The following is a 24,297-nucleotide window of genomic DNA, read 5'->3' as shown; positions in this document are numbered from 1 at the left end:
CCCACACACCCAAACGACACCCGACAACCCCCGTCCCTGGGAACCACTCATCTAAGGCGGCTTCACCGAAGCGAACAGAGAACCACCGGAGGAACATGGCACTCTGACGACAGAGGGCGGGAAAGCCCCGTCCTTGGTTCGGAGGAGACCCGCGTGAGCACCAACCCCCGTATCGCCGCCCGATTCGGCGACCTGTTCGACGTTCTGGATACCGACGGCGACAAGGCCGTTACCTGGGACGACTACCAACGACTCGTGAACCGCTACGTCGCCGGTTACGGGTTGGAGGCCGACGATGACCGGGCCCGGGCGATCCAGGCCGCGTACGAGTCCCTGTGGCGCAAGCTGGTCGATCTCTCCGGGGACCAGACCGGTGGACTGGACCAGGACTCGTTCGTGGGCGCCATGCACGCCGCTTCCGAGGACCGCAGCAGCTCCAACGCGGCCGAGGCCGTAGCGGAAGCCGTCTTCGACCTGCTGGACGCCGACGGGGACGGCCGGATCAGTGAGGCCGAGTTCCTGGTCTACGCGAAGACCCTGGGCGCCGAGGAGGCGGGCGCCCGCACCCGGTTCGCGCACGTGGACACCGACGGGGACGGCGACATCAGCCGCGAGGAGTTCGTGCTCTCCGCCCGCCTGTACCTGTTCGGCGACGACATCGACTCACCCGGCGGATTCGTCTTCGGCGTGGTCTGAACAGACGACGAGAGCGGCGGTGACCTCTTCCCGACACCGCCGCTCCGCGTGCCTGCGCACCGCCCACGCCGCCCGCACCGCCCGCACCGCCCGCCTTCCACGGGTACGGGTGATCGGTCGGGCACGGAACGCGAGAACACGAACTCGTATCGGAACGCCCAGGTCAGGAACCAGGGCCCTGGTTCTCGGGTCGATTCACATGGCCCATCTCGGAAGAACCAAGGAGGACACGATGCGACAGATCAGCAGTGACCGGATCATCGCCGGAGCGGCCCTCGGCGCCTTGCCCCTACTCTTGGCGGGCTGCTCGTTCGGCTTCGGTGGACCGGGTACCGTTCCCGCCGACGACGTCGCCGAACAGTCGGCCCGGATGCTCGCCGAGGAGGTCGGTCAGATCCCCGACGAGGTCACGTGCGCCGACGACCTTCCCGCGGAGGTGGGCTCCGAGATCCGCTGTGAGCTCGTGGACGACGGTGTCGCCTATGGCGTGACCATCACGGTCACCTCCGTCGAGGGCAACGACGTCGGGTGGGACATCCAGGTCGACCAGGCACCTCGGTAGGACGGCGACGCCTCGGTCCGCGAGCGGACCGTCAGTCGGGTTCGGGTAGGCGGGTGAACAGCGCGGCCAGGCCCTCGGCGTCGAGCAGGTCCACGGGGCGCACGGTCTCGTTCGCGCGCACGTAGTGGAAGGCGGCCCGCACCTGGTCGGGGCCGGCCCCGACCAGGTCGGCCCAGGCCAGCCGGTAGGCGGCCAACTGCACCCCCGCGGCCCGCCGTTCCTCCGGGTTGGCGGGTGGGCGGCCGGTCTTCCAGTCGACCACGTCGTAGGTACCGGTCTCGGCGTCGTGGAAGACCGCGTCCATGCGGCCTCGAATGAGACGGTCTCCGATGACCGTCTCGAACGGCACCTCCACCTCCAGCGGAACCCGTCGACCCCACTCGCTCTCCTCGAACATCCGCTGGAGTTCGGCGAGGTCCTCGTCTTCCCCCGCCGTCTCGTCGGCGGCCCCGGGCAGTTCGTCGAGCAGGGTGGCGTTCTGTCCGAATCGCTGTTCCAGCCAGGAGTGGAAGGCGGTACCGCGCCGGGTGTGCGGGGCCGGCGGCCGGGGCAGCGGCCGCCGGATCTGCCGGGCCAGCGCGGAGGGGTCCCTTGCCAGCCACACCATGGAGGACACCGACAGGTGATCGGGCAGTTCCACCTCGACCGGCCCCTCTCCCGACCCGGTGACGGCGCGGTCCCGGTGGGCGAGCAGCAGTTCGGTGTCGCGCTCCCAACCGTGGAGCCGTTTGCGCAGCGCGTCGGGGGCCTTCTTCGGTAGCGCGGACTCCCCGACCCGCAGCCTGGCCCTGGCCTGTTCCACCAGGTCGGCTCCGGCCAGGATCTGCTCACGGCGGCCGTCCGGCCGGGACCCGGGCGCGGGTTCGGGTTCGGGCTCGGGCGCGGAACCCGGCTCGTAGTCGGTCACGGGAGCGTCGTCGTGTTCGGGGTCGTACTCCGGTTCGTACTCGAACTCCGGTTCGGGACCGACGAGGTCGGGGGCGATCTCCGGCACCACGAGGGACACCGGGGAGGGTTCGGGCTCGGTGACCGGCTCCGTCACGGACGGTCCCGGCGGTGGCCACACCGCCGAGGACTCCTCATCGTCGTGCGGGTTGGTGTCCTCCGGGTCGGGTGGAGGTGCCCAGGCCACCACGGACCCGGCGCCTCCCTCGCAGGCCTCGCGGATCTCCTCCAGGAACGTCGACGGCCCTCGCGGGGTGCTTCCGGTCCGTCCCCACCAGTGGCCGGTGCAGACCAGCGCGTAGGAGGCACGGGTGACGGCGACGTAGGCCAGCCGCCGCTCCTCCATCAGGTGGCGGGCCTCCTCCGCCGCCTTGAACTCGGCGATGTCCTCCTTCTCCACCCCGCGCAGGGCGGGCAGGCTCGCCCTGTCGCCGCGCAGCGGATACGGCAGCAGGTGGTCGGCCTTGACCCAGGCCAGGGAGTCGCGGGCCTTGGCGGGGAACAGCGGTGCGCGCTTGCCGGCGCTGATCCCCGGCACGAACACCACCGGCCACTCCAGACCCTTGGCGCCGTGCATGGTCATGAGCTTGACGCTGTCGGAACCACCCACCCGCTCTCCGGGGCTGAGCGCGCTCTCGTTCTCCTCCGCGGCGTTGAGGTAGCCGAGGAAGCCGCCCAGGGTGGGGTCCTCGGTGTTGCCGACGAAGCGTACGGCGTGGTCGACGAAGGCGTCGAGGTCGGCGCGGGCCGACAGGGGGTCGCGGTGGATGCGAGCGCCCACCTCGATGTCCAGCCCGAGCATGCGTTCGATCTCGGTGATGAGGTCGGGCAGGGGCTGGCCGACGATCTTGCGCAGTCCACGCAGTTCCTCGGCCAGTCGGCCCAGGCGTTCGTAGGCGGTCTCGGAGTAGTTCTCGGCCGGGCCGGGGTCGTCGACGGCGTCAACGAGGCTGCCGCTCTCGGCGGTCAGGTCCAGGACGGTGCGGCGCAGTAGGTCCTCGTCGGGCTCGTCCTCGTGGTCGGGGCCGGAGGTGGTCAGATCACGCCTGGTGTGCCGGGCGAGTTCGGCGGCGCGGGAACCCAGGGCGGCCAGGTCGCGCGGGCCCAGCCGCCATCGGGGTCCGGTGAGCAGGCGGGCGAGTTCGTTGCCGGCGGAGGCGTCGTGGACGACCCTCAGGGTGGCGATGATGTCGCGGACCTCGGGCACCATCATGAGCCCGCCCAGGCCCACGACCTCCACCGGGACGTCGTGTGCCTCCAGTGCCTCCCGCAGTGGCGGGAACTGGGAGCGTTTACGGCACAGGATCGCGATGTCACCGGGGCCGACGGCACCATCGGAGGCCCCGCCCGACTCCCCCTCCGGCCAGGCCCGACCGTCCGGGGCGAACACCGGGCCACCGGCGTCGTCGGCGGTGGCGTGGACCAGGCGGCGGACCTGGTCGGCGATCCACGCCGCCTCCTCGGTCTCCGTGGCGAACAGCGCGGCCATGGCGGTGCCGCGGCCGCGTCGGGCGGGCCCCGGATACAGGATGGGCACGTCGGCGGCCTCGGCGCGCAGTTCGTCGGAGACACGCTCGGCAACGTCCAGTACGTGTTGGCCGTTGCGGAAGCTCACCGACAGGCGCCGCACCGGGGCCGGCCGCCCCGGAGCGACCGGGAAGTCGGTGGGAAAGCCGGTGAGGTTGGCGGCGATCGCGCCCCGCCATCCGTAGATGGACTGGCAGGGGTCGCCGACCGCGGTCACCGGATGGCCCTCGCCGAACAGGGCGCGCAGCAACGCCAACTGGGCGTGGCTGGTGTCCTGGTACTCGTCGAGCAGCACCACGCGGTAGCGGCCGCGTTCGATCAGCCCCACCTCGGGGTGGTTGAGGGCGATGCGCGCGGCCAGGGCCATCTGGTCGCCGAAGTCCATCGCCTCCCGACCACGCTTGGCGTCGTTGTAGCGGTCGATCAGCGGAAGCAGCTCCTCGCGGCGCCGCTGGGCGTCCACCAGGTCCTTGGTGGGTCGGGTGGGCTTGCGCCGCATGGCGTCCACGCCCGCCTGGATCCAGCGGCCCACCCCGCGCACCTGGTCGGTGGTGGTGAGGTGGTCGGCGATCTGTCCGGACAGGTCCAGGACCCGGCGGGTGACGGTGTCCGCTCCGACGTCGATGTGCCCCATGGGACCGTCGTACTCGCCCACGATCCGGGCCGCCAGTTGCCAGGACTGGCCTTCGCTGAGCAGCCGGGAGGTGGGCTCGACCGCTTCGCGCAGGGCGTGGTCGGCCACGATCCGGCCCGCGTAGGAGTTGTAGGTGGAGACCGTGGGTTCGCCGTCCAACGGTTCCTCGGGGAAGAGTTCGGTGGCGCGCAACTGTTCCAGGCGCTTGCGCACGCGTTCGGCCAGCTCGGTGGTGGCCTTGCGGGTGAAGGTCAGACCGAGCACCTGTTCGGGGCGCACGTGTCCGTTGGCGACCAACCAGACCACCCGGGCCGCCATGGTCTCGCTCTTGCCGGATCCGGCGCCGGCGATCACCACCCCCGGTTCCAGGGGCGCGGAGATGACCCGTGCCTGTTCGACGGTGGGTTCGGGACGCTTGAGGAGTCGAGCGAGTTCTGCGGGGTCGAATCTCGGGGCCGGGGGCGGGGTCCGGGGGGCGGGGGTCTCGGGGGCGGGTGTGGGTTCAGACATGTCTGCCCTCGTCCTGGACCGGGCAACAGGCGCGCACCGCGCACGAGTTGCATCCGGTGTTTCGGGTGGCGGTGAACCGGGACCCGCCCATGCCGGTGGCGACCTCGCGCACGAGGGTCTGCGCCCACCCGGGGTCGGGGTCCTCGCCCAGGGGAGACTGGGCCTGTTCGCGCGCCTTCTTGCTGAGCGCGGCCTTGCCGACCTGCACGAGCGTGGCGCCCCCCGGCTCGGCCAGGCCGAGCTTGGCGAAGGCTCCCTTGAGCACCGCCATCTGGTACACGCCCAGCTGGGGGTGACGGGCCAGGTCATCGGCCTTGGTACCGCCGGTCTTGATGTCGACGACCACGGCGCGTCCCTGGTCGTCGCGTTCGAGTCGGTCGACGCGACCGGTGATCTCGATGCCGCCCACGTCCACCTTGAAGCCCTCCTCGGTGACGACCAGTTCGCGATCGTTGCCGGTGTCCCAGTCGATGAGCTTGCGGACCATCTCGTCGGCGCGCTCACGCTGTTTGTCGGACTGCCACGGTCCACCGAAGTCCAGGTCGGACCAGATCTCGTCCATGCGTTCACCGACCTCCTCCGCGCTGCCGCCCTGGGCGACCAGAACGGCCACGGCGTGCACGACGGTGCCCAGCGCGGAGGCGGAGTCGCCGGAGGAGGCGCCGGCGGCGCGTTCCAGCAGCCAGCGCAGTTGACAGTTGGTGAAGCTCTCCACCTGCGAGGGCGATACCCGGATGGTGTCCTCGGGATCGGAGAGGGGGCGGTCGTCGCTGAAGGGGGTGAGGGCGTACCACTCGGCGGGGTCGGCGCCGCGCACACCCTCCTCGGCCAGACGGGCCAGGTGGGCGGCGGAGGCCTGCCGAAGCGGCCCCGGAGCCTCGGGGTCGGTGACCACCGAACGCAGGTCCGCGACCAGGGCGGGCAGGGACAGCCATCGTCGCCCGGTGCTGATCGGTTCGGGGTCGCCCAGTCCGATCTCCGTCAGGAAACGCGAGGGACGTTCCTCTGCGTCGTCACCACCCACACAGGTGACGTAGAGGGTGCGGCGGGCTCGGGTGAGCGCCACGTAGAAGAGTCGGCGTTCCTCGTCCAGGAGCTTGGACGCCAGGGCGGCCCCGAAGGAGTCCGCCGAGTGACTCTGTGCGTCGACCAGCTCCTCCACACCGAGGAGGGAACCGCGAAGCCGCAGGTCGGGCCATTCTCCCTCCTGGGCTCCGGCCACCACGACCAGGCCCCACTCCAACCCCTTGGACCGGTGCGCGGTGAGGATGCGCACCGCCTCACCCTCGGGGGCGCGCTCGGCGAGGCTGTCGCCGGGGATCTCCTGGGCGGCCAGGTCCTCCAGGAAACCGTCGGGGGTTCCCGGCGGGAGGCGGTCACAGTAGCGGGCCGCGCTCTCGAACAGGGCGACCACGGCGTCCAGGTCGCGGTCGGCGGCGGCGCCACGGCGGCCTCCGGCCTGGCTGGCCCGCAGCAACCGGTCGGCGAGCCCGCTGTCGCGCCACAGTTCCCACAGGACCTGTTCGGCGTCTGCGCCCTTGGCGTTCAGATCACGCACGGTGCGCAGCGCCTTGGCGACCCGGGTGGCGGGCGCGGCGATCTCGGGATCGATCAGGGTGAGTTCACGTGGATCGCGCAGGGCTTCGACCAGCAGCCGGGAGGAGGATCGGTACCCGAGGTCCCGGTCGTCGCTCTCCTCGCCCTCGCCGACCTCGTCCTCGGTGACGCCCTCGGTGGTCGTGTTCTCCCGAGCGGACCGGACCCGGTCCAGGTCGAGTCGGCGCAGGGCCCGCACCAGCCGGCGCAACCGGACGGAGTCGGCCTCACCGAAGGCGCTCATCAGGAGTTCGCGAGCGGCCTCGTCGTCCAGTTCCTCCGGGCGCAGCCCGTACCGGATGAGTCCGAGCAGGGGGCGGACCAGGGGTTCGGCCGCCACCGGAAGTTCGTCCGAGCCCACCACGACGGGCACCGACGCCGCGGTGAGGGCACGGCGGAGTACCGGCAGCTGTCGGCTGGAGGAGCGCACCAGCACCGCCATGTCCGACCACGGGATCCCGTCGATCAGGTGGGCCCGGCGCAGGGTGTCGGCGATGACCGCGGCCTCCTGGGTGGCGCTGTCCGCCATCAGCAGATGCACCTCGCCGTCGGGGATCCCCTCAGCGGGGACGAGGTCGCGGTGGGCGTTGACCTGCCCGCGCGCGGAGGCCACGGCGGGCAGCCGCCGGGTCACCCCGCGGGAGGCCGCCAACAGGGCGGCCCCGCTGCGGCGGCAGGTCCGCAGCGCCACGACCGGGGCGTCCTCACGTTGCAACGTGGGGAAGCGGCTCGGGAACTCCAGGATGTTGTGCACCTCGGCGCCGCGGAACCCATAGATGGACTGGTCGGGGTCACCGACCGCGATCAGGTCTCGCCCGTCCCCGGCCAGGGCGCGCAACAGCTCCTCTTGGGCCGGGTCGGTGTCCTGGTACTCGTCGACGAAGACCACCTCGTGGGCGGAACGTTCCCGCTCCTGCACCTCGGGGTCGGAGAGCATGTTCGCGGCGACGCGCACCAGCTCGGCGTAGTTGAGCGTGGGCACGGGGGCGATGTCGAAGCGGCCGTTCATACGGGACAGGAACCCCGCGGCCGAGGCCCAGTCCTCGCGGTCACGGTCGGCGGCCATCGCCGTCAGCGACTCGGGCCCCAGCCCGCGTTCCTGCGCGCGCATCAGGAAGTCGCGCAGCTCCTCGGCGAAACCGCGCGTCTCCAGGGCGGGCCGGAGCCGTTCCGGCCAGGCCTGCCCACCGTCGGCGAGTTCCCACCGCAGGAGTTCACGGACCTCCATGAGCTGTTCGGGCCCGGACAGGAGTCGGGGCGCGAGGTCGCCCATGCGCTGGAACTCGCGGCGGATCAGCGAGTAGGCGTAGCTGTGGAAGGTGAGCGCCAAGGGCTCGCGGGTGGTGCGGCGCAGCCGACCGGTGATGCGTTCGCGTAGTTCCTGGGCGGCCTTACGACTGAAGGTGAGCACCAGGATCCGGGAGGGATCCACACCACGGTGGTCGATGCGGTCGACGACGGCCTCGACGATGGTGGTGGTCTTCCCGGTCCCCGGGCCCGCGAGCACGAGGAGGGGGCCACCGGGGTGGTCGACCACGCTCTGCTGGTTCTCGTCCAGCACCGGCGGCGGCGTCGCCTGATGGGCGCGCCGCACGAGACGGTACGGGGATGTGTTCACCTCACCAGTTCACCAGAGGGAAACGACCATCCCGGACGCCCCGGGAAGAGTCGGGTGCGTTCTCAGCCCCTGGTCCGCCCGTCCCAACGGGCCTCGGCCATGTCCACCCGGTCGCTTCCGGGGCGCATCGGGGTGCCCTCCCCGGCGTAGTGTGAAAGGGCACGCACCTCGTGCCCCGAGGCGGGCCGCCCGTCCGAGCGCACCACCCGCCACCAGGGCACTCCTCCTCCCCAACGGGACATGACCGCCCCCACCTGCCGGGGCCCGCCCCGGCCCACGTACTCGGCGATGTCGCCGTAGCTCATCACCCGACCCGTGGGAATCCGTTCCACCACCGACAGGACGTCCTCGGTGTACTCGTCGGGTCCATCCTCTTCGGGCAACGCTTCGGTCATGGACGTGAGCCTAACCACCCCCACCGACAGGCTCACCGGTACCCGCACCCGTCCACTTCGGCGTGCGCCGAAACGTCGTCGGGGCATCCTGGAGGCATGCTCGAAACCGACGGCCCCCATCTGGCGGCGCTGGCCGCCCTGCTCGCCGACCCCACCCGGGCGACGATGTGCCTGGCGCTCCTGGACGATCGGGCGTGGACATCCGGCGAACTCGCCCGGCACACCGGGGTGTCCGCCTCCACCGCGAGCGAACACCTGAACCGGTTGGTCGAGGGCGGCCTGCTCACGCAGGTCCGGCAGGGTCGACACAGGTACGTACGGCTGTCCGGTCCGAAGACCGCCACCTGGTGGAGACCATGGCCGGCCACATCGCCCCGGAACGTCGGCCGGTGCGTTCGTTGGCGCAGAGCGCCCGACGACGGGCGCTGGCCCGTGCCCGCACCTGTTACGACCACCTCGCCGGGCCCTCGGGGTGGACGTCACCCGAGCGATGTCCGAGCGCGGTCTCCTCGACCAGGAGACCGGGTTCGCGCTCACCGACGCCGGATCGGCCTGGTTCTGCGACCTCGGAATCGACCTGCGAAGCGGTGGACGCCGCCCCTTGGCCCGTCCCTGCCTGGACTGGACGGAACGCCGGCCGCACCTGGCCGGGGTGGCGGGCGCGGCCCTGCTCTCACACGCCTTGGCCGCCGGTTGGTGCGTGCGGATCGGGGGCGGCCGAGCGTTGCGGGTGACCGACCAGGGCGTACGCGACCTGGCCGGCCTGTTGGGGTTGGACGCTTCGGCCGGCGCCGAAGGGTCCGCGTCCTAGGGTTCGGCGCATGACCGTTGACTTCCTCCCCACACCTAAAGCCGGGGGATTCCAACCAGCGATAACGCCGGTTGGTGCGCCTGCCCTCGCGGGGGCGCTGGTTCCTGCTTCACGGACCGGGTGACCCCGAGGTCTCCGCAGGCTGACACCGCATGCCCTGCGGCGTGAAGGATGTTCTTGGCCGCGTTCACATCGGCGTGGTCGGTGTGGCCGTCTCTCGCCGTGGACAGAGCACGGCCACCGCATCCCCGGAGACGGCGCGGAGCCGCCCCCGCTGAGGGGAGCGGCTCCCAGACCCGGACGGTCGGCCGGTTCGGCTACTCCGAAACCACGTTTTCGTGGGTGCCCCAGGCCAGTTCGGGGTCGCGTCTGCGCGCGGCCCTGGCCTTGGTCAGCCCGTAGACCCCCAGGACCAGGATGGCTCCGCCCCCGATCCACGCGGTCAGTGCGGCCCCGAGGATATGGGTGAACCCGAGCAGCCACGGCAGGGAGAACAGCACCGCGCCGCCGGCGACCACTCCGATCTCGGTAGTCAACGATCCGGGGCGGGTCAACGACATCGTCGCGGCGAGGATGACCCCCAGCCCCAGGATGAAGAACAGTCCTCCGGAGAACCCGTACATCCCGTGTGCGACCCAGCTCAGTCCCACCATCAAACCGAGGGCGATCGCCGCCCAGTCGGCCCAGCGTCCCTTCACGCGCATAACGCCACCTCCCAGCAGCAGGGCCCGCGCCGGTGGTCGGCGCGCGACCCGTGTGGGACCTGTACCCGTTCCGGGGCCGTCATTCCCGGGGAAACGAGTACGGGCGGTACGGGGAAGGACCCCGCACCGCCCGTGAGCGAACCCTCCAACCCCGACCTAGTAGGCGGGCAGGCTCGGATCGACCTGGTTGACCCAGGCCAGCACACCACCGCCGACGTGCACGGCGTCGCCGAAACCGGCGGCCTTGGCCGCGGCCAGCGCCTCGGCCGAACGCACACCGGACTTGCAGTGCAGCACGACGCGCTTGTCCTGGGGCAGCCGCTCGAAGGCCTTGCCGTTGAGGAACTCGCCCTTGGGGATGAGCGTCGCGCCCGGGATGCTGACGATCTCGTACTCGTTCTTCTCGCGCACGTCCACGAGGAAGATCTCGTCGGGCTTGTTGTCGAGGAGCTCCTTGAGCTCCGGCGCGGTGATGGTGGAGTCCACCGCGGCCTCGGTGGCCTCCTCGGACACCGCACCGCAGAACGCCTCGTAGTCGATGAGCTCGGTGACCGGTTCGGTCTCGGGGTCCTTGCGGACCTTGACCTCGCGCCAGGACATCTCCAGGGCGTCGAAGATGAGCAGACGGCCCACGAGCGGCTCACCGATGCCGGTGATCAGCTTGATGGCCTCGTTGACCATGACCGAGCCGATGGACGCGCACAGCACACCCAGGACGCCGCCCTCCGCGCAGGAGGGGACCATTCCGGGCGGCGGCGGCTCGGGGTAGAGGTCGCGGTAGTGCGGCCCGTACTCGTTCCAGAAGACGCTGACCTGACCGTCGAAGCGGTAGATCGAACCCCACACGTAGGGCTTGTTCAGGATGACGGCGGCGTCGTTGACCAGGTACCGGGTGGCGAAGTTGTCGGTGCCGTCCAGGATCAGGTCGTAACCGGCGAGGACGTCCAGGGCGTTGTCCGACTCCAGACGCTCCTGGTGCAGGATGACCTCGACCCCGGGGTTCACCTCCTTGACGCTGTCCCGGGCGGACTCGGCCTTGGGCCGGCCGATGTCGCTCTGCCCATGGATGACCTGGCGCTGGAGGTTGGACTCGTCGACGACGTCGAAGTCGATGATGCCGAGCGTTCCCACACCCGCGGCGGCGAGGTACAGCAGGGCCGGGGAGCCCAGGCCGCCCGCGCCGACGACGAGGACCTTGGCGTTCTTCAGGCGCTTCTGACCGTCCATCCCCACGTCCGGGATGATCAGGTGACGCGAGTAACGGCGCACCTCGTCCACGGTCAGCTCGGCAGCCGGTTCGACCAGCGGCGGCAGCGACACGGTGACTCCTCATGTCTGTTCGGAATGCCTCGCACCCGTACCCGCACCGAGGGGTCCACGGCGGGAGGGGCGGTGCGCGAAGCGGCTTTCACTTATACCCAACCTAACGGGTGGGGTTTTCCATTCCCACCCCGGGGACGAGTGGCGCTCGTCGCCCCTCGGGACGTCCTGACCCCCCAACCAACCGGACCCATCGGTTCATTCCGCGCGGTACCCCCGTGATCACGGTGGCGGCGGGTAGTGTCTCCGGTACCGCCGACGACGTTGGGGAGGACCCTGTGGCATCTTCCGAGCAGCGAGACACCGGACGGACACCCGAGGCCGAGGACCCGGGTATGAGCGTTCCCGAGGCCGACGCGGCCGAGCAGCGCGCCTCCGCGGGGCCGGACGAGGAGGGCCGCCCTTTCGAGGACACCTCCCAGGACGCCTTCATCGAGGCGAACGAGGCGGACGTGATCGACCAGTCGATCGACGCCGGGGAGGACGAGGACGAGCGCCGTTGAGGTTTCCTTCCGTGATCACGATGGCCGCCACCGCATGAACTCCAGGCCCTTCGTCTCACGTATCGGGGACCGGCTCGACGCCCTTCTCACCTGCGATGTCGGTTTTTCGGGCCGTCGGCGATCGGTGGAAGTTCGTCGCACGCCGCCCACACTCAACTTACGCGGGAGTAAGATGAGCGAAAAGCCGCTGGGCGCGACACGGAGCCGAGGCCGCGCCCGTAGGTATCAGCCACGCAGGTGCCGAGTGAATGGCGCGCATCTGCCATGCCGAGTTCGGAGGGTGTGGGTGTGACAGCTCCTTCAGACGCACGCGCCCGGGGCACCCGCTTGCCCCGGGTCAGGCGCCGACGTCAACTCCTGGCCGCAGCGCAGGAGGTTTTCGTCGCCCGTGGGTACCACGCGGCGGCGATGGACGAGATCGCGGACCGCGCGGGTGTCAGCAAACCCGTTCTGTACCAGCACTTCCCGGGGAAGCTGGAGCTCTACCTGGCCCTCTTGGAGGAGCACTCCGAGGTACTGGTCGAGAAGCAGCGTGAAGCGCTGGAGAGCACCCATGACAACCGTCAACGGGTCACCGCGAGCTTCCAGGCCTACTTCGACTTCGTCGCGGGGGACGGTGAGGCCTTCCGACTGGTCTTCGAGTCCGACCTGCGCAACCTCCCCGCGGTACGGGAGAAGAGCGAGCACACGTTCCAGCGCTGCGCCGAGCTGATCGGTGAGGTGATCCGGCAGGACACGAGCATCTCCGACGAGGAGGCGCACCTGCTGAGCATCGCCCTGGTCGGCATGGCCGAGACCAGCGCCAGGTACTGGCTGAACAACCACGGTTCGGTACCGAAGGACGCCGCCGAGCAGCTGGTGGCCAGGTTGGCCTGGCGCGGGATCAGCGGCTGGGACCTGACCCGTTCCGATGAGGACGACTGACGGCGACGGCCCGACCGCGGCCCACGACCACGAGGTCGGCCCCCGGATGCTTCGAGTGTCCGGGGGCTTTTTCGGTCCACACCCGCACGGAACGCTCCTTCCACCCCTATCTCATTATCCGGGTTCATCTCGAAATGCCGCCAGAATGGTGCTTGACAAGCGCCGGAACCGGGTATTTCAGCGTCTCGTGAAGCAAATTTATCCAGGGTTTCCAAAATTCCGCGCAAAGCCCGGGTAATCACCACGGGGAATCGGCGTCAAAAGATTTGTTCTCCCGTCGTCGGGTATCGCGGAACTGAGAAGTACCGCGCTTCTCTTCGCCGTACCCGCTCGGCACCGGCCACCGGTCGATCGAGCGGTACCAGCGATTCGGGGGTGAAGACGTATGGACATCGGTCAGGGTCTGATGGACGCCTTGGCGGCCGTAGTGAGTTTCGTACCGCTGCTGCTGGGATTCCTCGTGATCCTCGTTCTGGGCTGGATCATCGCCTGGTTCGTGGGCAGGGGGGTCGCCAAGGGGCTCCACAGCGTCGGGCTGGACCGGGCCTTGCACCGTGGAGGTGTGGGTCAGTACTTCGAGCGCAGCCGTTGGACCGGAAGCGAGCTCTGCGGAAAGATCATCTACTACGTCGGACTGCTGTTCGTGCTGACGCTCGCGTTCAACGTCTTCGGTTCGAACCCGGTCAGCACGCTCCTCAACGACGTGATCGCGTGGATTCCGCACGGCATCGTCGCGCTGGTCATCGTCGTGGTGGCCGGCATGATCGCCAAGGCCGTCAAGGACGTCATCAGTAACACACTGAGCGGGCTGTCCTACGGCGGCGTGCTCGCCAACATCGCCGCCGTGGCCATCCTGGCCCTGGGCGTGATCGCCGCGCTGAACCAGATGGGCGTGGCCGTGGCCGTCACCATGCCGGTACTGATCGCGGTGCTGGCGACCGTCGGCGGCATCCTCATCGTCGGTGTCGGTGGTGGCCTCATCCAGCCGATGCAGGCGCGCTGGGCGCGCTGGCTGGACGTGGCCGAGCGTGAGACCGGCAGGCTGAGCGAGGAGAGCAGCTACAAGGCCGGACGGGACGCGGCGATGAGCCGTCCCGGTTCCACGGCGACCGAGGCCAAGGAGGAGGCGTCGAGCCTGCCCGGGCAGCGCGGCAAGAGCGGCGAGTCCACCCCGTAACCTCGAGGCCGCGCACGATCCGTCGGACGGACCGTGGGCCCGAGGAGGGCTCGGGAGGACACGAAAGAGGGCGGGACCCGGTGGTCTCGCCCTCGTCGTGTGTCGCGGTGCCGCTCCCGCGGGAGTGATCGTCGCCGTCTCGATCATTCGACGGCTCGGCTCACATGAATTCGGAGTCGTCCAGCTCCAGTCGGGAGAGGTGCTCGATGCGTCGGAAACCCAGAACGACGGTGGCGATCATCGGGAGGAAAGCCAGCCAGAAGACGATGCTTCCCGGCCCCGTGAATACCATCGACACGAGCGAGACGACGAAGATCAGTACGAAAAGCGCGAAGTCGACGCGATCCTGCTGGATCAGGACGCCGACGGGTGGGCGCGCCGCCCCATGTCGACCGCTCCTCATTCGCATTCCTTTCTCGCGACCGCTCAGGCCGCTCCGCCAGTTACGGTGTTCGGGCCCGCCACCGGGCCCTTGACACCACAGATCCCACGTTGCATTCCGCAGGGCTCTGGTTCCTGTTGGACGCACCGTCCATGAACGGCCCCTCGGGGCCACCGTCACTTTTCAGCCTACGCCCGGTCTCGGCATTTCGCCGGGGAACCGGCAAGGGTGCCTGCCGCGAGAAGCTCGCGTCGAAGATCACACCGCCTGCGATAGGACCAACCTAGCGGACGAAACCGCGCTCCTTGGCCAGGCGGCAGATCGCGAGAATTCGGAGAGTCTCCCAGTCATAACCGGCGTCGTCGGAGTCCCAGCCGCGTTCGAGGCAACCGTCGAGGAAGCCGTGCAGGTACGTTCCGAGAGTGCCGGCGTTGAGATCGGCGCCTCCGGAGACAATGCCTTCGCACACCTGTGCGGCGTGCTGATCCAGCTCAGCGCACATCCAGGGCTCGAGTGGGCCCTGGAGCGGGCCGAGGCGGTGAAAGTCAAGGGTGAGTCCGGCCAGCGGGTGGCGCACGGAGGTCCCACGGGGCATGGAAGTACCTACTCGCGGTGGTCAGGAGACGGGAAACCTCCTCGACTATATGTGCTCCCCACCAATGGATCGTAATGAATGTGTTGGAAATTACCCGCCCTTGACCAAGTGGGCCCAAGTACCACCAAGGCAGGGTCAAACCGTGATTGAACGACAAAACCGGCATCCATCGACGCGGTCGATCGACGGACACCGGTTCCGCCAGGGGTTACTGGCCCAGCCCCATCGCGGACAAGCGCTTGGCGTGCCCTTCGGTGAGCTTGGCGAACATTCGGCTCACCGCGGCGAGGTCGCTCAGCCCGGAACCGTCCTCGGCGGCCTCGGCGTCGCGGGTCACCAGGGCGGCGAGCTCGGGCCGCTCCACGGCCACGGTCTGCGCCTGGCTCAGCGCCTCCCCCACGAGTCTGCGGGCCCACAGGGACAACCGACCGGCCAGCTTGGGGTCCAATTCCAGGGCCGCGCGGACCTGCTCGGCGATGAACTCGGCCCGACCGGTCTCGGCGAGCACATCCTCGACCAGCTCCCGCGTCGCGGGGTCGGCGAGCTCGGCGACCTTGAGATAGAAGTCACCGGCGATCCCGTCGCCGACGTACGCCTTGACCAGACTCTCCAACCAGCTCTGCGGTTCGGTGCGCTCGTGCCAGGCGTCCAGCGGCTTCACGAACGGGGCCATGGCCTCCTCGGGGTCGACCCCGAGTTCCTCCAGGCGCTCCCGCAGCAGCCGGTAGTGCCGCTGTTCATCGGCGGCCAGACCGGCGAGGTCCCCCTTGGTCCGTAGCGACGGGGCCAGACCCGCGTCGTCCGCGAGACGAAAGAAGGAGCCGAGTTCGGCGTAGGCGAGAAGTCCGAGGAGATCGATCACGCCGGGGGCGGCGGAAGGGCCTTTGGTCATGGTCGTCAGGGTATCGGCAGACACCCGGGATGCCGACCGGGGACTAAACGCCGCCGGAACAGGGTTGCACCCTCCAGGAGCGGGTACGGTCTCGGCCGTCCACGGCCACGGTGAACTGCTATGTCCACCGGGCGAGCCAACAGCTAGACTCTGTGTGATGACCAGCGCGCGTGATCTTCGCGCCGCCTGCCGCGCCCCCGAACGCGGGACTTCCCGCGAGTACCTCTCCGGCGCCGCGGAGGCGGGCGCCCCGAGCGCGGGCGCCGGACACACACGACGTGTCCTCACGACCAGTGCGGCGTGAGGGAGCGATGGCCAAGCGCCCAGCGACGCACCGCACACGACAAACCAGCGGATGGATATCGCGGCCGGGGCACGTTCCGGGCCGCGCGGGTCCAGTCGGCAGCGCCACCGCGGCTCCCCCAGAGATGCGGGAACCCGATGAGCCGCGCCCTCCGCGGCGGTAGAAAGCCGTCCGCGACCGCACCCCGCCGCGGCCACGAACAACGCTGCGGCCCGCCTAGATGGAGGCCAGAACCCTGAGCAGCACAGACGAGACAACGACACCCGCTACGACATTCCGCGATCTCGGCGTGAGCACCGAACTCGCCGATGCCCTCGAAGCCGAGGGCATCATCGAACCCTTTCCGATCCAGGAACTGGCCCTGCCCATCGCGCTGAACAACAGCGACATCATCGGACAGGCTCGTACCGGTACCGGCAAGACGCTCGCCTTCGGCCTTCCCCTTCTACAGAGGACCCAGGAGAACCCGGGCACCAGCAAGCGGCCACGCGCCCTGGTGGTGGTCCCCACCCGCGAGCTGGCCATCCAGGTCGCCGCGGACCTGACCACCGCGAGCAAGCGCAGTGGCGGCCGAATCCTCACCGTCTACGGGGGCCGTTCCTACGAGCCGCAGATCAACGGCCTCAAGGAGGGCGTCGACGTGGTCGTCGGCACCCCCGGTCGGCTGCTGGACCTGGAGAACCAGAAGCACCTGCGGCTGGACGCCGTCGCCGCGGTGGTCCTGGACGAGGCCGACAAGATGCTCGACCTGGGTTTCCTCCCCGACATCGAGCGCATCCTCACCAAGATCCCGGACGAGCGTCAGATCATGCTCTTCTCGGCCACCATGCCGAGCGAGATCGTCACCCTCTCCCGCAACTACCTGCGGCAGCCCACGCACGTGCGCGCCGGGGACGACAACGAGATCGACGGTTCCGTCATCACCAAGCGGATCGCCCAGCACGCGTTCCGCACCCACCAGATGGACAAGCCGGAGATGCTCGCGCGTCTTCTACAGTCCGAGCACCACGGGCAGAGCATGGTCTTCTGCCAGACCAAGAGGGCCTGTGACCGGGTCGCGAGCGACCTCAAGTCGCGCGGTTTCGCGGCGGCGGCCGTCCACGGTGACCTCGGTCAGAGTCAGCGCGAACGCGCCCTGCGCGCCTTCCGCAACGGCAAGATCAACATCCTGGTCGCCACCGACGTGGCCGCCCGTGGTCTGGACGTCGACGACGTGACCCACGTGGTCAACTACGAGACGCCCGACGACGAGAAGACCTACACGCACCGCATCGGCCGCACCGGCCGCGCCGGGCGCACGGGTACCGCCGTCACGTTCGTGGACTGGCAGGAGATGCCACGCTGGAAGCTCATCAACGGCGCCCTCGACCTGGACTTCCACGAGCCGGAGGAGACCTACTCCACCTCCGCCCACTTCTTCGAGGCCCTGCAGATCCCCAAGGGGACCAAGGGCAGGTTGGCCGCCGACAAGCGCGGTGAACACGCCGGGCTGGAGGCCGAAGAGGTCGAGGACATCGGCGACACCGGGCAGCCGCGCGGTGGCGACCGCGGTGGTCGCCAGGCTCGGAGCCGTGGCCGTGGCCGTGGCGATGCCGGTCGTACCGAGACCGGTGGTGGGGAGCAGGGCGGACGCCGTGGCGGACGCAACCGCAACCGCAGCCGCAATCGCACCCGCAACGGGGAGACCGTAGCCGGTGCGGCTCCGGAGCAGAAGCCGACCGTTTCGGCGGCCGCCGAACGCCCCTCCGGCGCCTCCGAGCGTTCCGGTGAGGGAGACGGCGCCCGTCGGATCCGCCGCCGTCGCCGTACCCGCGGTGGAGCCGCCGCTCGGGACCCCGAGAACACCTGATGTGTGTCGGGTCCGCCCGTGACGGTGTCGGCATCGTCTAGGGTGACCCGACGTGAGTACACCTGAGTTCCTCGATCTGCCGCCGGGTGTGCGGCGCACGGACCTACGGCTGACGTATGGTCCGCTGTCCGCGCTCCGGGCTCTGCCCACCTCCGGCGGCACAGAACTGGCCCCCGCTGTCCTGGTGCACGGTTTCACCGGCAGCAAAGAGGATTTCATCGCCCTCCTCCAGAGCTTGGCGCAGGCCGGGCGGGAGGTGGTCGCGATCGATCTGCCCGGCACCTACCGGTCGCCGGGCCCCGAGACCCTCACCCCCGCGCCCGGGGTGAGGCTTCCCGACTACCGTCTCTCCTCTCTGGGAGAGGTGGTCGCCGAGGTCATGGACCAGGTCGGCGACGGTGGCCCCGTACATCTGGTGGGGCACTCCTTCGGCGGCCTGGTGTCCCGTGAGACGGCCCTGTTCGAGGGTTCCCCCTTGGCCTCCCTCACCCTGCTGTGCTCCGGTCCCGGCGCCCTGAGCGGCGCCGCCGCCGTCCGAGCCCGCAACCTCATCGCCGCGGTGTCGATGGATCCCACCAGTGCCCGCCTCCGCGAACTGTGGGACGAGTTGTTCGAGGCCGAGGCACGTGCGCGTTCCCCCAAGCCCGAAGTGGTCGACTTCCTCCGGGACCGCCTGCTGTCCAGCAGCGCCCTGGGACTCATACGCATGGCCGAGGACCTGTTGAGCGCCCCCGACCGTGTGGACGAGCTCGCCGAGGTGGACGTGCCCAAACTCGTCGTCTACGGCGAGAACGACGACGCCTGGCCCACCTCCGAGCAGAACGACATGGCCGAACGACTCGACGCCCGACGCATCGTGGTCCCCGGTGCGGGCCACTCCCCCAACGTGGAGGCCCCGGAGACCACGGCCAGCGCCCTGACCGCCTTCTGGAACGAGACCGAGTCGGTCGGCCGACGCTGACCCCGTCCGCCCTGGTGCCCCCGTCGGGAACCGGGTCCACGAACACGACGTGCCGCCGCCCCCCAGGGCGACGGCACGTGTTGTTTCGACGGTCGGGATCAGACCCAGGAATCGAAGTTCTTGTTCTCCCGCTCCACGGTGGTGGCGGAGCCGCGGTCCGGAAGGACCCGGGTGTTCGGCGGCAGCGTCAGCAGGTTCTCGCCGATGGTGGCGAGCTGCGTGGTGTAGTCCAGGTGGGTGTCACCGACCATGCCGGGACCACCCTCGCGAAGCGTGTCACCACCGAACACGACGCCCAGCTGACTGATGTAGAAACCGATGGAGCCGGGCGAGGTCCCGGGCAGGGGCAGGACGTCGATGTGCAGGTCCCCGACGTCCAGGGCGCCACCGCCCTCCACCTCGATCTCCGGGCGGTGCTCCGCGCCGTGGACGCGGCGCCAGGCACGCATCTCGCGGGGGTGCAGGGCGATGTCCGCCTCGGTCTCCTCTGCGATGGCCAGGGCCGCGCCGATGTGCGGGCTGTAGCCGTTGGTGCAGGCCACGAGGTAGACCTCACGGTCACCGATGACCTTCAGGATCGCCTCCGCGTCGTGGGCGGGGTCGATGACGATGACTCCGTCCTTGTCGGCCTCGACGATCCAGGTGTTGCTGACGACGTCGAACTTGTCGTCGCCGAACTCGAAGACGCCGGCGGTGCGCACGCGGGTGATGCCCTCGCCGTCGGGTCCGGTGACCCCGACCTCGTCCTCGTCCTCGTCGCCCGCGAAGACGTCGCTCTCCTCGGCCTCATCGGCCTCGTCTGAGCCCTCGGCCGCCTCGGTCTCCTCCGTCTTCTCGGAGTCGGACTCCTCGGCCGCGGTCTCGCGCTCCGCGTCCTTGCCCTCGGACTCGACCGCGTCGTCGGTCTCCTCCTTGGTGTCCTCCGCGACCTCCGCAGCGGAATCGGTGGCCTCCTGGCCTTCCTGCTTCTTCGACTTCCGCTTCCAGAACACGGTGTCAGACCCTTCGTCCAGATATGCACTGATTCAACGCTGTGACCATTGTCGCGCTCTCACGCAGTGGTCCGTACCGTACCGAACTCGACGCGTGCGGTGACCGTTCCGCCCGGTGGTTCCTCAGCCCTTCAGGAGCCGCGCCCCGGTCGCCGGCGCGATGAGCTCCTCGAACGCCTCCGGCGCCGTGGTCCTGGCGCCGAGACGGTGTCCGGTCAGAGCACCGTGGTCGTCACTGGACCCGGTCACCACGATGCCCAGGTCCGCCGCGATCCCCCGCCACTCCTTGGTCTGCGGTCGGTTGTGCGCGGGGTGGTCGGCCTCGATTCCACCGAGTCCGACGGCCACCATGCGTTCGGCCAACTCGACCGGGACCGACCCGTTCATGGCGCCCTCCGCCCGGGCCGGGTGGGCCAGGGAACACACCCCGCCCGCCTCGCGGACCAATCGCACCGCGCGGACCGGATCGATCGCGTACCGGGAGACGTAGGCGGGACCACCGGAGCCGATCCACCGGTCGAAGGCGTCCTGCACGTTCTTGGCCGCACCCGCCTCCACAACCGCGCGGGCCAGGTGCGGGCGGCCGATCGTGTTGGCGTCGGCGTGTTCGGGGTGTCCGGCGCCGGCGATCTCCAACACCCGCTCCCAGGTCACGTCCACGCCGTTCCGCTGAAGTTTTTCCACCATCTCCTCGGCCCGGGTGGCCCGGTCGTGGCGTACCCGGCGCAGTTCCTTCGCCAGTCCCGGTGATCGGGGGTCGAAGAGGTAGCAGACCAAGTGGACGCTGGACCCTTGGTAGGCGCAGGACAGTTCCATCCCGGGGACCAGGGTGAACCCGGAGGGCAGATGCCGTGCGGCCTCCTCCAGGCCACCGACCGTGTCGTGGTCGGTCAGGGCGAGGACGTCCAGGCCGGCGTCGACCGCGTACGCGATGACCTCGGCGGGGGTATCGGTGCCGTCGGACACCGAGCTATGAGAATGCAGGTCGATACGTGTCACCGGGCGATTGTACGTAAACCGCGCGGTCACCGCGCCGGTCGCGCGCTTGGGTCGGATCGATGTGCCTTCCCCGTCAGGCCGACGCGTCCCGGTGGGCGAGCATGCGCTCCAGGAACGGACTCGGTGCCCCGAACGGGGGTTCGAAGGCGATGCCACCGTCCCACAGGTCCCGGAGGTCGCGCAGGGCGTTGATCTCCCCCATGAGCATCCCGGTGTCGGCGGAGGCGAACACCACCCACAGCCAGTGGGCGAGCGCCTCACCGGCGTAGGCGGCGCGATCGCGCCCCACATCCAGGTTCCACAGCGCCATCTCGTGACCGTCGTAACGCACCTTGGCGTCGGGGGGACCCTTGTCGAAGCCGACACCCGGGTCGGAACCCTCCAGGCCGGCCAGGCGGGCGCCCAGGCCGATACCCGGATCCTCCGCGACGATGACGAGCTCACCGACCCCGCCGAGCGGGTTCGGTCCGGACATGGCCAAGGCGGTGGCCAGCGCACCGGTGCGTTCGTCCCCGACGTCGGCGAAACCGGTGACCACCCAGCCTCCGGGCAACGGCCACGGGATCCACACGGGGACCTCGGCCTGTGGAAGGACCGCCTCGAGCGTGGCGAGGCCCGGGGGACGTACCCCTTGGAGCGGCGCCACCGGACCGTGGGCGTCACATTGCCAGGCGCTGGTCCACAACCCCGGGGGTTGCACACCGCGACCGCATCGTGGACACGAGGGCTCGGGTTTCATGTCCTGATCCTCTACCCGGGTGGGACACGTGGAAAACGCGAGGCGGGCGGGACACAGGTGCCCCGCCCGCCCGCTGAAGCCTCCAGGTCACGGAACCATGTCCGAGACCGGAACTCCTAGCCGTCGCGGCGCTTCTTGTTGGCGGCGATGCGGCCGCGCTCCTTCTGGTCCAGGATCACCTTGCGGATGCGCACGTGCTCGGGGGTCACCTCGACGCACTCGTCCTCGCGGCAGAACTCCAGCGCCTGCTCCAGGGAGAGCTTGCGCGGCGGCACCAGCTTGACCAGCTCGTCACCGGTGGCCGAGCGCATGTTGGTGAGCTTCTTCTCCTTGGTGATGTTGACGTCCATGTCGTCGGCGCGCGAGTTCTCGCCGACGATCATGCCCTCGTACACCTCGGTGGTCGGCTCGACGAACAGGACACCGCGCTCCTGCAGGTTGAACATCGCGAAGGCGACGGCCGCGCCGGCCCGGTCCGCGACCAGGGAACCGTTGGGACGGGTACGCAGGTCACCGAACCACGGCTCGAACTTGTCGAACACGTGGTGGGCGATACCGGTGCCGCGGGTCTCGGTGAGGAACTCGGTGCGGAAGCCGATGAGGCCGCGGGAAGGCACCAGCCAGTCCATGCGCACCCAGCCGGTGCCGTGGTTGACCATGTTCTCCATGCGGCCCTTACGGACGCTGAGCAGCTGGGTGATCGCGCCCATGTAGTCCTCGGGCGCGTCCACGGTCAGACGCTCGACGGGCTCGTGCAGCTTGCCGTCGATGCTCTTGGTGACCACCTGCGGCTTGCCAACGGTGAGCTCGTAGCCCTCACGACGCATCTGCTCGACCAGGATGGCCAGCGCGAGCTCACCACGCCCCTGCACCTCCCAGGCGTCGGGACGCTCGGTGGGCAGGACCCTCAGGGAGACGTTACCGACGAGCTCCTTGTCCAGACGGTCCTTGACCAGGCGTGCGGTGACCTTGGCACCCTTGACCCTGCCGACCAGCGGCGAGGTGTTGGTGCCGATGGTCATGGAGATGGCGGGCTCGTCCACCTGGATCAGCGGCAGCGCGACCGGGTTCTCCGGGTCGGCGAGGGTCTCGCCGATCATGATCTCGTCGATACCGGCGATGGCGGCGATGTCACCGGGGCCCGCCATCTCCGCGGGCTTGCGCTCCAACCCCTCGGTCATGAGCAGCTCGGTGATCTTCACCTGCTTGACGCTGCCGTCGGTGCGGATCCACGCGACGTTCTGGCCCTTGCGGAGTTCTCCCTGCTGGACACGGACCAGGGCGAGACGGCCCAGGAACGGGGAGGCGTCGAGGTTGGTGACGTGGGCCTGCAGCGGTGCTCCCGGGACGTGCTCGGGGGCCGGAATGGTGTCCAGGATGGTGCTGAACAGCGGCACCATGCTGTCGTTGTCGGGCATCCCGCCGTTGGCCGGGCGCACCAGGGAGGCCTTGCCATCACGCGCGCAGGTGTAGACGATCGGGAACTCGATCTGCGACTCGTCGGCGTCCAGGTCCATGAACAGCTCGTAGGTGTCGTCCACGACCTCGGCGATCCGGCTGTCGGGCCGGTCCACCTTGTTGATCACGAGGATGACGGGGAGCTTGGCCTGGAGCGCCTTGCGGAGCACGAAGCGGGTCTGGGGAAGGGGGCCCTCGCTGGCGTCGACGAGCAGGACGACACCGTCGACCATCGACAGACCGCGCTCGACCTCGCCACCGAAGTCGGCGTGACCTGGGGTGTCGATGATGTTGATGACCACGTCCTCGCCCTCAGGCGTGGTGTAGTGCACCGCGGTGTTCTTCGCGAGAATGGTGATGCCCTTCTCGCGCTCCAGGTCGTCGGAGTCCATGACCCGAGCGTCGACGTCCTGGTTCTCACGGAAGACTCCCGCTTGCCAGAGCATCGAGTCGACGAGGGTCGTCTTCCCGTGGTCGACGTGGGCCACGATGGCCACGTTGCGCAGGTCGGTACGGCGGGCGGAGCCCTCCAAGGGCGTGGCACTGGACATGCTTGAGACTCTTTTTCCTGTACTGGGTAGAGACCGCAGGGTGCCACGGCCCGTCGCCAGTTTATGTGGTCATAGTGGGCTGAGCGGGAAACGTACAGGTCGCATCGGTTATCTTCGTCACCGCCGAAGGCCCCTTCGGGGTGGTCGCGAGGTCCTTTTCGGACGTCGTTCCGGGCCTCGTCGAAGGCGATTCGTATGCGTCGTGCACGGAGGTCAGACGGGTTGTGAGTCCGCTTCCAGGATCCTCCCGAGGGGATCCAGGAAGGGGCGGTCGGCGGGCAACCAGTCGAGTTCGTATAGCCGCGACGGATCGACCCATTTCAGTGCGAGGTGCTCCAGGGGGCGGGGCTCGCCCACCAGGAGTTCGGCCCTGAACAGCCGCAGTGTCGTGGGACGACCCAGACGCTCGGAGATCGCTTGGAGGGGGACGTCGGGGCCGATCCGGTCGCCGACCCGGATCGTGACGTCGAGTTCCTCACGGCACTCGCGAACGACCGCCTCGGCCGGGGTCTCCCCCGGTTCGGTCTTGCCGCCGGGGAACTCCCAACGGCCACGGGCGGCGGCGGGTGCGGCTCGTTGGGCTGCCAGGACACGACCGTCACGGATGACGGCGGCGCCCACCACGATCAGTTCGTCTCGCACATCGACCCAGC

At 69.5% G+C, this 24,297-nt stretch carries 21 protein-coding genes and 1 pseudogene; 9 read left to right on the top strand and 13 right to left on the bottom strand.

The window, feature by feature from the left end; genetic code table 11:
- Positions 1–153: 153 nt before the first annotated feature.
- Together NLI01S_RS23645 and NLI01S_RS23640 are read left to right on the top strand one after the other, a co-directional pair.
- Positions 154–696 (top strand): EF-hand domain-containing protein, encoded by a 543-nt coding sequence (locus NLI01S_RS23645; RefSeq protein ID WP_067608747.1) that lies wholly within the window; start codon positions 154–156, stop codon positions 694–696.
- Between the two features lie 232 nt (positions 697–928).
- A complete protein-coding gene (locus NLI01S_RS23640) occupies positions 929–1,258 on the top strand; it encodes a DUF4333 domain-containing protein (RefSeq protein ID WP_067608756.1) in 330 nt (109 codons plus the stop codon).
- Positions 1,259–1,289: 31 nt separating this feature from the next.
- Here NLI01S_RS23640 and NLI01S_RS23635 read toward each other — a convergent pair whose 3' ends face one another.
- The 3 genes from NLI01S_RS23635 to NLI01S_RS23625 form a co-directional block, all read right to left on the bottom strand.
- Entirely contained in the window at positions 1,290–4,874 is a 3,585-nt protein-coding gene (locus NLI01S_RS23635) for an ATP-dependent helicase (protein WP_067608744.1), read from the bottom strand.
- Positions 4,867–8,064 carry an ATP-dependent helicase gene (locus NLI01S_RS23630; RefSeq protein WP_190318570.1) on the bottom strand — a complete coding sequence of 1,066 codons (3,198 nt, stop codon included), beginning with the start codon at positions 8,062–8,064 and terminating at the stop codon, positions 4,867–4,869. Before NLI01S_RS23630 ends, NLI01S_RS23635 begins: the two co-directional genes overlap by 8 nt.
- Positions 8,065–8,150: 86 nt before the next feature.
- Positions 8,151–8,483 (bottom strand): MGMT family protein, encoded by a 333-nt coding sequence (locus tag NLI01S_RS23625; RefSeq protein ID WP_067608738.1) that lies wholly within the window; start codon positions 8,481–8,483, stop codon positions 8,151–8,153.
- A gap of 96 nt (positions 8,484–8,579) precedes the next feature.
- Here NLI01S_RS23625 and NLI01S_RS23620 point away from each other — a divergent pair.
- Positions 8,580–9,294: pseudogene (locus NLI01S_RS23620) on the top strand (ArsR/SmtB family transcription factor).
- A 317-nt stretch (positions 9,295–9,611) separates the two neighbouring features.
- On the opposite strand, the gene NLI01S_RS23615 reads toward NLI01S_RS23620, so the two are convergent.
- Positions 9,612–9,998: an SPW repeat protein gene (locus tag NLI01S_RS23615; protein ID WP_067608735.1), complete on the bottom strand. Its 387-nt coding sequence runs from the start codon at positions 9,996–9,998 to the stop codon at positions 9,612–9,614.
- Positions 9,999–10,154: 156 nt separating this feature from the next.
- Positions 10,155–11,318 carry an adenylyltransferase/sulfurtransferase MoeZ gene (gene moeZ / locus NLI01S_RS23610; protein WP_067608731.1) on the bottom strand — a complete coding sequence of 388 codons (1,164 nt, stop codon included), beginning with the start codon at positions 11,316–11,318 and terminating at the stop codon, positions 10,155–10,157.
- A 335-nt stretch (positions 11,319–11,653) separates the two neighbouring features.
- Here moeZ and NLI01S_RS23605 point away from each other — a divergent pair, with 335 nt between their 5' ends.
- The 3 genes from NLI01S_RS23605 (at position 11,654) to NLI01S_RS23595 (ending at position 13,922) form a co-directional block, all read left to right on the top strand.
- Positions 11,654–11,821: a hypothetical protein gene (locus NLI01S_RS23605; protein ID WP_223809359.1), complete on the top strand. Its 168-nt coding sequence runs from the start codon at positions 11,654–11,656 to the stop codon at positions 11,819–11,821.
- Positions 11,822–12,109: 288 nt separating this feature from the next.
- On the top strand, positions 12,110–12,745 hold the full coding sequence (locus NLI01S_RS23600; protein WP_084392845.1) for a TetR/AcrR family transcriptional regulator: 636 nt from the start codon (positions 12,110–12,112) through the stop codon (positions 12,743–12,745).
- A gap of 385 nt (positions 12,746–13,130) precedes the next feature.
- Positions 13,131–13,922: a mechanosensitive ion channel family protein gene (locus tag NLI01S_RS23595; protein ID WP_067608725.1), complete on the top strand. Its 792-nt coding sequence runs from the start codon at positions 13,131–13,133 to the stop codon at positions 13,920–13,922.
- A 160-nt stretch (positions 13,923–14,082) separates the two neighbouring features.
- Here the strand turns inward: NLI01S_RS23595 and NLI01S_RS23590 are convergent, their stop codons facing one another.
- The 3 genes from NLI01S_RS23590 to NLI01S_RS23580 form a co-directional block, all read right to left on the bottom strand.
- Complete coding sequence (locus tag NLI01S_RS23590; RefSeq protein ID WP_067608722.1) at positions 14,083–14,325, bottom strand: hypothetical protein; 243 nt, start codon at positions 14,323–14,325, stop codon at positions 14,083–14,085.
- A gap of 262 nt (positions 14,326–14,587) precedes the next feature.
- Positions 14,588–14,899 (bottom strand): DUF6401 family natural product biosynthesis protein, encoded by a 312-nt coding sequence (locus NLI01S_RS23585; RefSeq protein ID WP_067608720.1) that lies wholly within the window; start codon positions 14,897–14,899, stop codon positions 14,588–14,590.
- A gap of 208 nt (positions 14,900–15,107) precedes the next feature.
- A complete protein-coding gene (locus NLI01S_RS23580; protein ID WP_067608718.1) occupies positions 15,108–15,791 on the bottom strand; it encodes a ferritin-like fold-containing protein in 684 nt (227 codons plus the stop codon).
- 157 nt (positions 15,792–15,948) lie between these two features.
- On the opposite strand from NLI01S_RS23580, the gene NLI01S_RS25880 reads away from it, so the two are divergent.
- The 3 genes from NLI01S_RS25880 (at position 15,949) to NLI01S_RS23570 (ending at position 18,905) form a co-directional block, all read left to right on the top strand.
- Positions 15,949–16,095, top strand: a complete 147-nt coding sequence (locus NLI01S_RS25880) for a hypothetical protein (RefSeq protein WP_157091122.1) — start codon at positions 15,949–15,951, stop codon at positions 16,093–16,095.
- Between the two features lie 289 nt (positions 16,096–16,384).
- Positions 16,385–17,944, top strand: a complete 1,560-nt coding sequence (locus NLI01S_RS23575) for a DEAD/DEAH box helicase (RefSeq protein ID WP_067608715.1) — start codon at positions 16,385–16,387, stop codon at positions 17,942–17,944.
- Between the two features lie 52 nt (positions 17,945–17,996).
- Positions 17,997–18,905: an alpha/beta fold hydrolase gene (locus NLI01S_RS23570; protein ID WP_190318569.1), complete on the top strand. Its 909-nt coding sequence runs from the start codon at positions 17,997–17,999 to the stop codon at positions 18,903–18,905.
- A gap of 98 nt (positions 18,906–19,003) precedes the next feature.
- Here NLI01S_RS23570 and NLI01S_RS23565 read toward each other — a convergent pair whose 3' ends face one another.
- The 5 genes from NLI01S_RS23565 to NLI01S_RS23545 all read right to left on the bottom strand — a co-directional run bounded on the left by NLI01S_RS23565 (position 19,004) and on the right by NLI01S_RS23545 (position 24,286).
- Positions 19,004–19,897, bottom strand: a complete 894-nt coding sequence (locus tag NLI01S_RS23565; protein WP_067608709.1) for an MBL fold metallo-hydrolase — start codon at positions 19,895–19,897, stop codon at positions 19,004–19,006.
- A gap of 123 nt (positions 19,898–20,020) precedes the next feature.
- Positions 20,021–20,896 (bottom strand): PHP domain-containing protein, encoded by an 876-nt coding sequence (locus NLI01S_RS23560; protein WP_067608706.1) that lies wholly within the window; start codon positions 20,894–20,896, stop codon positions 20,021–20,023.
- Positions 20,897–20,969: 73 nt separating this feature from the next.
- Entirely contained in the window at positions 20,970–21,635 is a 666-nt protein-coding gene (locus NLI01S_RS23555; protein WP_067608703.1) for a DUF6758 family protein, read from the bottom strand.
- 116 nt (positions 21,636–21,751) lie between these two features.
- Positions 21,752–23,644, bottom strand: a complete 1,893-nt coding sequence (gene typA, locus NLI01S_RS23550; protein WP_067608700.1) for a translational GTPase TypA — start codon at positions 23,642–23,644, stop codon at positions 21,752–21,754.
- A 213-nt stretch (positions 23,645–23,857) separates the two neighbouring features.
- On the bottom strand, positions 23,858–24,286 hold the full coding sequence (locus NLI01S_RS23545; RefSeq protein ID WP_067608750.1) for a (deoxy)nucleoside triphosphate pyrophosphohydrolase: 429 nt from the start codon (positions 24,284–24,286) through the stop codon (positions 23,858–23,860).
- Positions 24,287–24,297 lie beyond the last annotated feature (11 nt).

Source organism: Nocardiopsis listeri NBRC 13360 (assembly GCF_001570765.1).
Taxonomy (GTDB): domain Bacteria; phylum Actinomycetota; class Actinomycetes; order Streptosporangiales; family Streptosporangiaceae; genus Nocardiopsis; species Nocardiopsis listeri.
Note: the sequence above shows the minus strand (reverse complement) of the source record. Positions and strands in the feature narration are given on the sequence as shown.